This window comes from Blautia acetigignens, from assembly GCF_025566865.1.
GTDB classification, from domain to species: Bacteria; Bacillota; Clostridia; order Lachnospirales; family Lachnospiraceae; genus Blautia_A; species Blautia_A acetigignens.
In genome coordinates, this window is the sequence record NZ_JAOQJM010000005.1 from 182,524 (window position 1) to 195,046 (window position 12,523).

Sequence of the window (12,523 nt, forward strand, 5' to 3'; positions counted from 1 at the left end):
AAAATAAACTTCATATGTTAGATTGGTCAGCAAAAACTAACTAAAGAAAGAGGTAGATTATGAATAAATTTGATGGTGTTGCAAATACGTTATTTGTTCCGTTAGTGGCAAGAATCAATATCTCTAAAAAATTTCCAGAATATTTTATGGATGAAAAGGCTCTTGAGTTGGAGAAGTATTTACCACAAGGTGCAGATAAAGGTTCTTCTGAATATAGCAATATGGCATCGGTAGCACGTTATTACAATATGGACAAAACAGTTACTGCGTTTGCAAAAAGTTACGCAGAAAGTAATATTGTATATCTTGGTGCAGGATTAGAGACTGCTTATGACCGTTTAAGTGATAAGATTGAAAACAGAACTGTACATTGGTATGAGGCTGATTTGCCAGAAGTAATAGAGGCAAGAAAAAAAGTATTTGGTCAGCGAAAAAATGAAACGCTCATTGCAGGCGATATGTTTAAATTGGAATGGGTAAAGGAAATAGACAATTCGCTTCCTACACTGCTAATTGTGTCAGGTGTGTTCCAATATTTCCATGAAGAAGAAATCATAGCATTTATTAAGGGGTGTGGAAAAGCATTTCCAAAAGGTGAGATGTTGTTTGACGCTACAAGTGAGAGTGGATTAAAGTTTACGAACTGGTTTATCAAACGTACAGGAAATGCAAGTGCTATTATGTATTTTGGTATTAACGATAGCAAAGAATTTGCAAACAAATGTAGTATGGAATTATTGGAAGAAAAGACATTCTTTCCAGAAGCATTGAAGATGTTAGGGAAGAAACTTTCTTTTGTTACAAAAGTATCTATGAAGGTTGCAGAGAAGAAGAAACAGGTAATAATTCTTCGTTTGAAATTGAATTAACTACCGTAAAATTCAAGTTTGACAGTATTAAAAATAGAATGTAAATTTGAGAACGCTTAAAGCCACTGTTCATACACTGTCACAGGTGGATATCAAACGATACGGTAAATAAAAAATATCTATACGTGATGCTGCATGGAATGTAAAAAAGGCGGGAAAGGGACAAAATAAACCAGGTTTACTTTTGTGTGCGAGCGGACTTTATACATTACATGACGTACTTCAAAAAAATGATTGGAACGAACATGAAATAGAAAATCGTGCAGAATGGCTCTTAGCTAATGCACAGAATATTTGGAAAATATAGAATATTCCAAATCCATAAAAGTTGAATGAAAACCAATATGAGAATTTTACAGGTGGTACAAAATTTGTAAAATTTTCATATTGGTTTTTTGATAATCTGCAAAAATTATAAATTTGGATATTAAGGAAAGTTTCGGATTTTTGATTTTTTATGTATTTTTCAATTTTGGATATGGCTCCGAAATTGGCAATTTTGCGGAAGTGTATCCACACTTCCTGTCCTTGCTGTTTTTAAAATCACATAGTGATTTCACAGGGATATAGAGATATTTAGTCTATTTTATATTCCTGTGTTGTGACCGGAAAAATTCGGGGAACCAAGTGTATATTTATGCTGAATGTGAGGAACTGGGGAGCACAATCCTCAGCAAGAATCCTACGTCCGGAAAATATCATATTGCTAAAATAGCGATATGGTATTACCGGGGTGGATCTTGCTCTAGTGTATACTGAGACCTCGGCATAAATAGAAAAATGGGTTTGGGGAATCCCCAGCAAGATAAAAACCTGATGAAAGAACATTTGTCGGAAAGACAATATTGTTAAACACAGGCGGATCTTGCTTTAGAAAATGATTAGCCATAATGAGTTGGAACGTGGGAGGAGGAAGTGTAAAAAAAGAGAGAGCCATAAGTAACTCTCTCTGTGATAAAATCAAATAGTTATAGTATCAGTGATTCGGTAAGATTACAAAAATCCTTAACAGGAATATTTTCTTTAAGTGGTAAAGCTGTCTCTAAAAAGGTTTCGTCTGCAAATCTTTCGAGTTCAGAATCAAAATATATAATTGAAGCATTTGTATTTAATTGGTATGGTGGAATTGTAACAAAATAATCATAATCTTCATAAGAAGGAGTGGCGCAAGAAACTTTGATTTTTCCGTCCAATTTCAATTTTGCAAATTCTCCATAAATGGCAGTTAAGGCTTTTTTTCTTTCTTCATCAGAAGTAATTCTATCTACATATCTAATATACCAATAATCTATAGTTCCCTCTTTTAATTCAATTAAATAATCGTATGATCTGGGTGTTCCGGATTTTATTGTCCATTCAACTTTATGCAGACTTGTCATCATGGAAAGTCCACGCATTAAGGTAGAAAAAAATTTTTCATGCACCTGAACAGTAGAGAGATCCAGAGAAAATCCATTGTCTGCAATTATCTTTTTCCGTTCCTGTATTTTCTTAGAAGAATATCCCGTTGCATCATATAATTCTTGGATAAGTTCTGGATCATCAATGGCTTTTGCAATTTTATCAATAGTGCTTTTATATGGTCTTCCAGATCGGGCACCGTTGAGCATTCGTGAAATGGTTGCATTATTTAAGCCTGTTTGTTCAGATAATTCTTTTTGTGTTTTTTTCTGTAAAATGATTTGAAGTATATTGATGAATCTTTCCTGATCGTAAACGCTGTCAGGATTTATTAGTGTGCCTGAATTTGATATAAATTCGTTCATGCAAATCTCCTCTTGACTTCTTTGACTTTGTATAAATTGACTTCTTGTATTTTATCTTATCAATTATATCCCTAAAAATCAATTTAAAACATAAAGAAATCAAAAAATGCTTTATTGATATTCTTATAAAAGTCAAAGAAATCAAAAACGTAATTGACATTTTGACTTCTTTGTGTATAATGTAGAATTAAGAAGTCAAAGAAGTCAAACAAATCAAAACGAAAGGAAGGAGGGCTGTGGATTGAAATATAGGGTTGTTTCGGTTTTGAAAGATAATAGACCACGTTTTTTGATTATTTCTGATATTGAAGAAATTGAAATCCTTCCATCAAAGTATTTGAAGCATCTGGATCAGATTAATACTTCTCCGAATACTGTAAAATCCGCAGCCTTCGCACTTTCATATTATTACAATTATCTGCAGGAGCAAACGATAGGATTGGATGAGATTACATTGCTATCCTATTCAGAGCAGAATAAACATTTTATTGATTTCTTGTATTGGGTTAAGAGTGGAAAGCATACTGAGCATAATACACAGACGAGCAATAAGACCTGCAATATGTATCTTGGTGCAGTCTTCAGATACTACCAGTTTTTGGCACTGGAAGATGTTTTGTCAATGCTTAAAGTCTTACGAGTAAAAAAAGTATCATATTTTGACAGTATGGGAGTAAATCATCAAAATGCAGTGAATTCGTTTAAAGGTTTCTTCAAAGAAGAAGAACCTAATCTGGAAGAAATAACATCCGAAGAAATACAGGAGCTGATAAATGCCTGTACGAATGATAGAGATCGATTGCTGATAGCAATGATGGCAGAAACCGGTCTTAGATTAGGGGAAATTCTAGGAATCCATTATACCGAAGATATTGATTTTGAAAGAAGGACGGTTCGGGTAAGGTATCGTGAATCCAATACCAACTTGGCAAGAGCAAAAAATGCAGAATATAGAATGGCTTTGTTAAGTAATACAACTTTTGAGTTCTTGGTTAAGTACATTTCTGATAACCGAAAAAGTCTGATGAACTCGGAGTATCTATTTACAAAATTAACTGGAAAAAACAAAGGAGAGCCATTAGATGCGGATTCTGTGTATAGCATGTTGAAAAGGCTATCCAAAAAAACGGATATCAATTCCCATCCGCATCAGCTCCGACACTATTTTGCGGAGGAAAGAAGAAAAGAAGGATGGGATTTGAATGACATTCGTTTTGCCCTGGGGCATAAGAAAGTTGAAACTACCATTAAATACTTGGGTGAAAATAATGAACGATTGGTAGAAGCGACAGATCAATACTACTCAAATAATGAAAATTTATACCAAATTGCAGATTTTCTGTAAAAGGAAGGAGGGATTACCTTGGCAGTATTAAAAATTGTTCCGAAGTTATATCAGGAAAAAATACCTGAGAAATTAAAGGAAGAAATATCTTTAGTTACGACTGGAGAAGCAAAATACTATAACCGGTTATACAAATTTTTTCAGTATACAGATATACAGTGTACTGCAGATATTAACTATGAAACGAGAAAAATGTATATGGACTCTCTTGAAAAAGAGGATATTTCAGAAAAATATAAAGCGGAATTACTGAGCTTATTTGATCGTTTAAAAATAGAAAATATGCCGGATGTCTATTCACAAGGAAAGCCCTTCTCTGTAGAACAGGAGTTTTTTAAGCAAGACAAATTGTTTTTGCTGTATGTCCCCAATAAGAAGAAAGCACAATCTTTCCGTCAGGTGGTTGATAAGAATGATTTGTTATGGGACTTAACGAGGATACATTCATCACAGTTGGTGCGACAGACAAAAATATTGCTGTGTGAAATTCTGAATATGGATAAGGTACAAAGACATCGAAGATATTTTTTAGAACCATTAAAAGCACTTATACGATTTTGCGATAAGTACGGAATAGATGATATTGAAGAAATGGAACAGGCAGACGAAAACAGATTTTATCTGTATTTAAACAAGGAGTCGGAAATTATAAAAAAACAGGCTTCTAAGATTGTTGAGTTTGCGAGAAGAACGTTATTTCTGACAGATTCAGAGACAAATTGGCGAGCGTGTATCTGGTATATGGATAGGTTTCAGTTTGATAAATCGAGAATCAATGCTAGTTCACCTGTTAAAAGCCTTTCATTTATTAATATTTACGAAAAAGAAAATCGTTGGTATTTACAATTATACGCAAAATATTTGGTCGGGATATCGGATCTGTCTTTATCAAATATCCGAAATACAATAAGTTTTATTTCACAATTTTTAAAATATCTGGATGGACAGAGTAAGAAAGTAACTGAACTGGAGATACAAGATATAGAGGGTTATGTGTCTGTTTTGGATAAGTCCGATATTAAGTATTCTACTTTTAACCGATATATCACACATATGCATACATTTCTACAGTTTTTGAAAATGAAAAATATTGAAGTGTTGAAGTTTTATCCGGAACGATTTTTAAAAAAAGGTTTTTCAGAACACAATGAAAGAAGTGTTCCAGAAAAAACAATTGCTCATCTGATTAAGGAGCTGCCGGCATTCCCAGAGCATTTACAGTTGATGTATTTGATTTTGTTTTGCACAGGAATTAGGAAAAGCGAGGTTTGTACAATAAAATCGGGAGCCTTTTATTCACAAGGCAATGAGAATTGGATGCGCATATATCAAAGCAAAATGCGGAGAGAAAAAGTCATTCCTGTTCCCAGTTTATTGGTTGGACTGGTGAATGATTATGAAAAAAAGTACGGAATAAAAAATGGGGAGTATTTATTCAAAAATAAAAAGGGTGGTGCATTTAATGGACAGACATTTTCAAATCAGATGATTCGGGAGTGTAAGGTTCGTGGGATTGCCTGCGGAGATTATATCTTTAGAGCACACGATTACAGACATAACCTTGCAACTTCAATGTACGGAAATGGGGTTTCTATACAAGGGGTACGAGATTATCTAGGACATTCAAGTGAGAATATGACAAAACAGTACATTGATTTCATGCCGGAACGTATTGTATCGGCTGAAGATAAATATTTCTCTAAAAATCAGTCATTTAAATTGAAAGGAGCAGAAGATGATGAAAGGTAATATTAATTTGATTTCGTATGACTGTTATCAACAAGCTACAGAAAAACAGTTGGCAGGACTGAAATGGAAGGAAAACAGGGTGTACTACATATCAGAGATTCATAATGAAAAGATACAGGATGAGATTTATGGGTATATCGATGATAGATGTAGACGTTTGTCATTATCAACAGTAGTAAATGATATTTACAGATTTGATCTGTTGAAAGAATTTCTGAATGAGAAGTGTACAAGTTGTAGTAGCATCACTGATAAAAAATGGGAAGAACTGGAGAGAAGTTATAAAGCATTTTTATATAAAAAAGGATTGGCGCTGTATGTTAGAAGAAATAGACCGGATAGGCGGAATGTTGAGCAACAAAGTAGCGCTCAGATTTCTTTTCTGAAAATGTATTATGAGTATGTTGTGAAGTGTAAAACAGCAGATATTCCAGAAAATGAAAAAGATGTATGGGATATGAGAAAGTTGGATATTGTGCCAAGGAGTAATCCGATTCGTGGAAGATATAGATTAGATTTTCGTGAGATCAGGCAGAAAGAATTTAAAGAGATAATAAAGAAAATATTGTATAGCCACTGCCAGACAAAAGCAATGGGTAGTATAAAAGGTGAATTGCGTGGATTCCGTCGGTTTGCTAGTTTCATGTATGATCGATTCCCAGAAGTAAAGCACTTTACAGAAATTAGCAGGGATATGATAGAAGATTATCTGGTTTATGTAAAAACGGATACTGGTCTTACATCAGTCAGTTACACGACAGAGCTGTCGGTTTTGGATAATCTGTTGGATGAAATAGGGCGTGAACTGGAAATAGGAAATATATGCAACCTTTTTCTGTCCAGTGATTGCAGAGCATATGACAACGCTTTACCAGAAGCGTATTCAGATGCAGAAATCAGAAGATTTAATTGTGCATTAACAAAATTAAAGCCCCAGTTAGGCAGATGTTTAATAATACATCAGATGCTCGGTACAAGAATAGAGGATACGTTGACTTTGCGAAGGGATTGCTTATCTGAGAAATCTGGACATTATTTTATAACTATTATCCAGCAGAAAACAAGGAAATATAAAAGACCAGTTAGCAATCAGCTGGCAGAATTGATTAGAAAAGCAATAGAAGTTTCAGAAAAGGAGCATCCAGATTCAGAATATATTTTTCTGCAAGATAATGGAAAATTGTATACAGATTCAATGCTGAAATATCATGTAAATATCATGATTTATGAAAATGATATCAGGGATGATAATGGAAATTATTTTGAGTTTCGTACACATCGTTTTAGACATACTTTTGGAGTAAAACTTACAGAAATGAAATTAGATGATGATAGCATTGCAAGGCTGTTGGGGCATAAGGATACACGAACCATACCACATTATCGGCGGTTAAGAAACGAAGCATTAGCGGAGGATACAAAGGCTGTACGAGATGAAATGAATGAATTATTAGCACAATACAGGAGGGAAAAGGAAAATGCAGAAACACGATAAAATGGTAGCACTGGCAAAAGAAAAAAGTGCGGAAATGACGGAAACAGCAATAACAGCTATTGAAACAATGTATAGAAAAAATATAAAAATTTCAGTTGCTGAACTTACAAAACTAACAGGACTTTCCAGAGGTTTTTTCTATAATAATCCGAATGTGAAACAGGTCATGATGGAATTGAAGGAAAAACAACAGGGAATGATATTGCGAAATCCTAAAAGTGATGCTATTGCAAAAGCACAGGAAGCACGGATTAAGAGTTTAGAACAGAAATTATCCGATAGTGTTCCGAAAAACGAATATGAAAGTCTTCAGAAAAAATATGAAGAATTACAGGTGAAATATAGTCAAATGAAAAAGGGAACACTGTTGAAGATGTACGACCAATTATAGGAAGAAAAGGAGAATATTTTATGCAGAACGAAATTTATGATGAGAAAAATGGACTTACTTATATGTTATGTGGTGATTATTATTTGCCAAAATTGGCACTTACAGATATCGAACCAACTTATGGGAAATATGGGATGCTTCGTAAAAGCTATTTACAGGAACACAGAAAGGCAAAATATCAAATATTGTTGTTACAAGGAAAACTTGTCGAGCATTTGAATCAGATTGATGCAGAAGCAAGGGATAGGGAAGAACAATTAGTAAAACAGATGATGGAGAAACAAGGAATTACAGAGAAATTAAAAAGGCAGGACAACATGGAATGGACAAGGAGGATGAATGCCATTTGTCATGATGCAGAAGAGATGATTTTGACGGAAATGATATACACAAAAGGATAATGAACTGCATTGGATAGCAAGAATTTTGCAGCCCGGATAGCAAAAAAGTGGAAGTCCGGATAGCAAAAAAAAGGAAGTCCGGATGGCAAGATTCTTGCTGTCCGGAAAGAAAAAAAAGTGAGGGATTAAAAATGTTGGTTAAGTACATAATAAAAGTGTTTTTATATTTAATTCTTGCAGTAATGACATTGATTCGCTGGTTATTAAAAATTCCGATGATGTTGGGAAATATTTTGCTTTACTTTTTATCAATTATATTTATTCTGACAGGTGTTTTGAGTTATGGATTTGCATTGGAATCTGCAAGAGAATGTGGGCGAATGATAATAATTGGGATGGCATTTGGTGCAATACCAGACTTTGTCCCATTTTTGGGAAAAAGTTTAGAGACATTGGTTGCCAAACTGTTAAGTATGACAAATGAATGAGAAAGTCAATATGAAAGAGGGCTGTGAAAGGCTCTCTTTTCTTTTTGCAACTGTGGAATGGCAAGATAATAACGTTATATACAGTGTATATTAAGTACAGATATTGTATTTCTGCATGATGGGAACATAGGGAGTCCATATAAAGGCGCTAAACACCGGACATGAGGGAAGCCTTGGAACGGCTCATGCAAACAGCAGCAGGGATATGCTGGCAAGACTGGAAATCATGACTTTGATGGCGGAACTGGATCTTCCCTTACAGGCAGTGCGCAGGCAGATTGCATCAGGGGTGGACATTTTGATTCATTTGGGACGTATGCGGGACCGCTCCCGAAAGCTTCTGGAAATCTCGGAGGTGTGCGGCTATGAAGATGGCGAGATCAAGATCCAGCCCTTATATCAGTGGCAGGAAGAAAAAGGTCTTGTAAAGATGGAGCCTTTGATGCACCGGGAAAAACTGGAACGTGCGGGGGTGAAACTATGAACGGTAAAAACACGGATTATGAAAAGTATCAGTATTCGGTAAAGGAAATCATCAGATATGTGTCTGAGTGTGTTATTCTTTGCCTAGTGGTGGATTATCTGTTTTATAAAAATATATGGATGCTGCTTCTGGCAGTTCCTCTTCCAGTCCTTTATCTGAAATGGAAAAAGAAACAGCTGATCCGGGAGAGAAAGCGCCGGTTGAATTACCAGTTCCGGGATGCCTTAAATTCTATGAGCGTGGCAGTGCAGGCAGGCTATTCGGTAGAAAATGCGGTTTCTGCATGTGTTCGGGATCTGGAGCAGTTATATGAGAAAAATGCGGACATTGTGCGCGAATTCCGATACATAGAAAATCAGCAGAAGGTAAGCGTTCCGGTGGAAGACCTGTTCCTGGACCTTGGAAAAAGATGCAGGGTAGAGGACATTGAGAATTTTGCTTCTATTTTGTACACAGCCAAAAGAAGCGGCGGTGATCTTGGAAATGTCATTCAAAAGGTAGCCCGTATGCTGGGAGATAAGATTGATGTGAAAAAAGAAATCGAATCCACTCTGGCAGCAAAAAAATCCGAGCAGATGATCATGAGCCTTATGCCGGCAGGAATTATTCTTTATCTTCAGCTGGCATCTCCGGGATTTCTGGATATGCTTTACGGCAATCCCTTTGGCATTGGCGCCATGTCTGTTTGCCTGGCTGTATATGGAACTGCGTATTGGATGGGCAAGAGAATTGTGGAAATCGAGGTGTAGCGGATGTGGCTCCATATTGTCATTTTTGTTATATTATTTCTCCTTGCGGCAGGAAGCAGGCTTGGATGGCTGCATGTGGAACAAATCGGAACACAAAAGGGAAGAAAGCTGTTTTTGGCAGTTGCATTGACTGGAAATATAATGGGACTTGCCATGACCTGTACCAAAGGCGGCGGAGAAATTTATCAGGATGGTTATGAACTGAAAAAGGAGGAAAATTCTTATGAAGAGAAATTCATGGTATCCATGGAAGGAGAAGAAACAGGCAGTATCTACGTTCAAATCCCAGAAAAAGAAATGGAAGAGGAAGATTCCCAGCAGCAGGAAGTGCTGACAGAGGAAGAAAAACTGGAAAAAAAGCTTCTGGATTTTATTGCGAAATACAACAGCCAGAAGTCAGATCCAGATTACTATTACCTGCCGTCCAGCTGGAATGGCAAAAATCTGGAATGGAAAACTCCTTACGATAATACCGGAAATCTTCTTGCAGCTATGACTATGGCGGCAGCTTTTGCTATCATTGTCATGACTGCCAGGGAAGAGCAGAGTGCAAGGGCAAAAAGATATGAGGAACTGATGATGGATTATCCAGGACTGATCATGAAATTTACCCTGCTGGTACAGGCAGGTATGACAGTCAGAAATGCATTCCGCAAAATGACGGTAGATTATAAACGCAAAAATGAAAAAAGAGCAGCGTACGAGGAGCTTGTGACCGCATGCAATGAAATGGAAAGCGGGATTTCCGAAATGGAAGCCTACAGACGCTTTGGAGAACGCTGCGGACACGTAAAGTATAAAACCTTTGCAACGCTTCTGATCCAGAATCTCCAGAAAGGCAGCCGCCAGATGGGAGAAATGCTGGAAAAGGAATCTGTGGAAGCCTGGGATGACAGGAAAAGAAAGGCGAAAGTTCTTGGAGAAGCAGCGACAACAAAGCTTCTGCTCCCCATGGTTCTGATGCTTGGTGTGGTAATGGCAATTATCATGCTTCCGGCCTGTCTGTCCTTTTATGGATAAATCCGATCTGAGGGACTTAAGCACCGGACTTTATCCGAAGCAGTCCCAAAGAAATTTTACAGGCAGAGGGAGGTGAAGGGATGAGAAAGCTTCGGGAATTTGCGAAAGATTTTTTGCAGGAGGAAGATGCTGTAGGTGTGGTTGAGATTATTCTGATTCTTGTAGTTCTTATTGGTCTGGTCATGATCTTTAAAGACCAGCTTACCAGTCTTGTAGAAAATATTCTGTCAAAGATCACCAAACAAAGCAACTCGATTTAAAGCAACCCGCAGTAACAAAATGAAGTAAAAAAGGAGAGGTGCTCCATGGTAAAGAGAGGAAGTATTACAGTTTTTCTGGCACTAACGCTTGGCCTTATTTTGTCTTTACTGAGCTCAGGACTCGAGTCAGTAAGAATGGCAGCGGCAAGAACACAAATATTAAACGGTATGGATGTTGGACTATATTCTTTGTTTGGACAATACAACAAGTACCTTTTAAAGGACTATGACCTGTTTGCTGTTGATGGGGCTTACGGGGGAAAGGAAATGAATCTGGCAGCTGTGTATGATAATCTGGAATCTTATATGGAGCCTGTGATGGATCAGAATAGTCAGAAATTGTCAGTGCAGCAGGGCGGTATATCCGGTTATCTTCTGATGACAGATGCAGATGGTGAGGTCTTTTACCAGCAAGCGGTTCAGTATATGAAAGAAACTCTCGGAAGCCACGGGGCAGCTCTTCTTTTAAACAAGATCCGGAATACGGAAAGAAAAACAACCGAAGCGGAGAAGAAAGGAAATGAACTGGAAGACAAAGGGACAATTGAAAGCTATGAATCTGAAATGAATTCGGCCCAGGAGAAAAGCCAGGCGAAGCTTGACGAAATGACGAATAATGAACAGGGTACAGTGGATTCAAGCGGCTTTTCGGATGGAACTTCGTCCTCTGGTACTGGTGAAAGATATGAGCCTGAGCCGGTTGATAATCCAATTCCTGCAATCCGCCGCATTCGGAAAATGGGGATCCTTGATCTGGTAATATCTCCATGGAAGGCAATTTCAGATAAGAAGGCAGACAAGGAGAAGCTGGTTTCCGGGCGAAACCTGGAAGCTGGATTTGCTATGGAAGACTCAGTCAAAGCAGACTGCTCGATTACGTCCCAGGCGCTGTACCAGCAATACCTGATGGAAAAGCTGGGGAATTTTATAAATCCGGGAAATGGTGACCTGGATTATCAGATCGAATATATAATTGCCGGAAAGGACAATGATGAAGCCAATTTAAAAGCAGTTGCGAACAAGCTTTTGCGTGTGAGAGAAGGAATCAATGTGGCAGGCCTTATGGCGGACCCTGTGAAAGTGGCACAGGTGACATCTGTCGCAGCGGCTATAGCAGCCAGTTTTCTTATTCCTCCGGCAGCTGGCGTGATCAAAAGTGCACTGATCTTATGCTGGGCTTTTGCGGAAAGTATATTGGATGTCCGGGAGCTTTTTGACGGAGGAAAAGTCCCTCTTGTAAAAAATGCTGTAAACTGGCAGCTGTCCCTGCAGAATCTTCCTGCATTGTTCGACAGCCTGGACACCATAAGAAGGACGGATGAGACAGGAGTATCGTACGAAGATTACCTGCAGGTTTTTCTGTTTTCCTGTTCCAAGGCAAAGAAAATAGATGGCGGCATGGATATGGTGGAAACTTCTGTTCAGGAAGCGAAGAACTGGAACTGGTTTCAGCTGGATCACTGCATTACAGCAATGGAAGTGTCTGCTGATGTAAAAGCAAATAAGCGGAAAACGTTTACGGTTACGAGAGCATACCACTATATTTAAAAATAAAGAAAAAGGCGC

13 protein-coding genes are annotated in these 12,523 nt (G+C 37.4%); 12 read left to right on the forward strand and 1 reads right to left on the reverse strand.

The features are described 5' to 3' along the window. The first annotated feature begins 59 nt into the window (after positions 1–59). Entirely contained in the window at positions 60–869 is an 810-nt protein-coding gene (locus tag OCV70_RS08685; protein ID WP_055145176.1) for a class I SAM-dependent methyltransferase, read from the forward strand. A gap of 968 nt (positions 870–1,837) precedes the next feature. Here OCV70_RS08685 and OCV70_RS08690 read toward each other — a convergent pair. Continuing rightward, a complete protein-coding gene (locus OCV70_RS08690; protein ID WP_055171284.1) occupies positions 1,838–2,635 on the reverse strand; it encodes a helix-turn-helix domain-containing protein in 798 nt (265 codons plus the stop codon). 241 nt (positions 2,636–2,876) lie between these two features. Here OCV70_RS08690 and OCV70_RS08695 point away from each other — a divergent pair, with 241 nt between their 5' ends. The 11 genes from OCV70_RS08695 (at position 2,877) to OCV70_RS08745 (ending at position 12,505) form a co-directional block, all read left to right on the forward strand. After that, positions 2,877–3,980: a tyrosine-type recombinase/integrase gene (locus OCV70_RS08695; RefSeq protein ID WP_262579629.1), complete on the forward strand. Its 1,104-nt coding sequence runs from the start codon at positions 2,877–2,879 to the stop codon at positions 3,978–3,980. Between the two features lie 18 nt (positions 3,981–3,998). Further along, positions 3,999–5,729 carry a tyrosine-type recombinase/integrase gene (locus OCV70_RS08700; RefSeq protein ID WP_055164289.1) on the forward strand — a complete coding sequence of 577 codons (1,731 nt, stop codon included), beginning with the start codon at positions 3,999–4,001 and terminating at the stop codon, positions 5,727–5,729. Continuing rightward, on the forward strand, positions 5,716–7,224 hold the full coding sequence (locus OCV70_RS08705; RefSeq protein WP_243861651.1) for a tyrosine-type recombinase/integrase: 1,509 nt from the start codon (positions 5,716–5,718) through the stop codon (positions 7,222–7,224). The genes OCV70_RS08700 and OCV70_RS08705 overlap by 14 nt, the downstream gene beginning before the upstream one ends. Beyond that, positions 7,208–7,615: a DUF6262 family protein gene (locus tag OCV70_RS08710; protein ID WP_008374214.1), complete on the forward strand. Its 408-nt coding sequence runs from the start codon at positions 7,208–7,210 to the stop codon at positions 7,613–7,615. The genes OCV70_RS08705 and OCV70_RS08710 overlap by 17 nt, the downstream gene beginning before the upstream one ends. A gap of 20 nt (positions 7,616–7,635) precedes the next feature. Further along, positions 7,636–8,016, forward strand: a complete 381-nt coding sequence (locus OCV70_RS08715; RefSeq protein ID WP_008374212.1) for a TnpV protein — start codon at positions 7,636–7,638, stop codon at positions 8,014–8,016. Between the two features lie 131 nt (positions 8,017–8,147). Continuing rightward, positions 8,148–8,444, forward strand: coding sequence for a hypothetical protein (locus OCV70_RS08720; protein WP_015525616.1), 297 nt, complete (start codon positions 8,148–8,150; stop codon positions 8,442–8,444). A 139-nt stretch (positions 8,445–8,583) separates the two neighbouring features. Next, entirely contained in the window at positions 8,584–8,928 is a 345-nt protein-coding gene (locus OCV70_RS08725) for an ATPase, T2SS/T4P/T4SS family (protein ID WP_330385706.1), read from the forward strand. Beyond that, a complete protein-coding gene (locus OCV70_RS08730) occupies positions 8,925–9,677 on the forward strand; it encodes a type II secretion system F family protein (RefSeq protein WP_021925950.1) in 753 nt (250 codons plus the stop codon). Before OCV70_RS08725 ends, OCV70_RS08730 begins: the two co-directional genes overlap by 4 nt. Positions 9,678–9,752: 75 nt before the next feature. Beyond that, complete coding sequence (locus OCV70_RS08735) at positions 9,753–10,697, forward strand: type II secretion system F family protein (protein WP_243000381.1); 945 nt, start codon at positions 9,753–9,755, stop codon at positions 10,695–10,697. Positions 10,698–10,777: 80 nt separating this feature from the next. After that, complete coding sequence (locus OCV70_RS08740; RefSeq protein ID WP_021925952.1) at positions 10,778–10,957, forward strand: Flp1 family type IVb pilin; 180 nt, start codon at positions 10,778–10,780, stop codon at positions 10,955–10,957. Positions 10,958–11,092: 135 nt separating this feature from the next. Further along, a complete protein-coding gene (locus OCV70_RS08745; protein ID WP_244096226.1) occupies positions 11,093–12,505 on the forward strand; it encodes a DUF5702 domain-containing protein in 1,413 nt (470 codons plus the stop codon). Positions 12,506–12,523 lie beyond the last annotated feature (18 nt).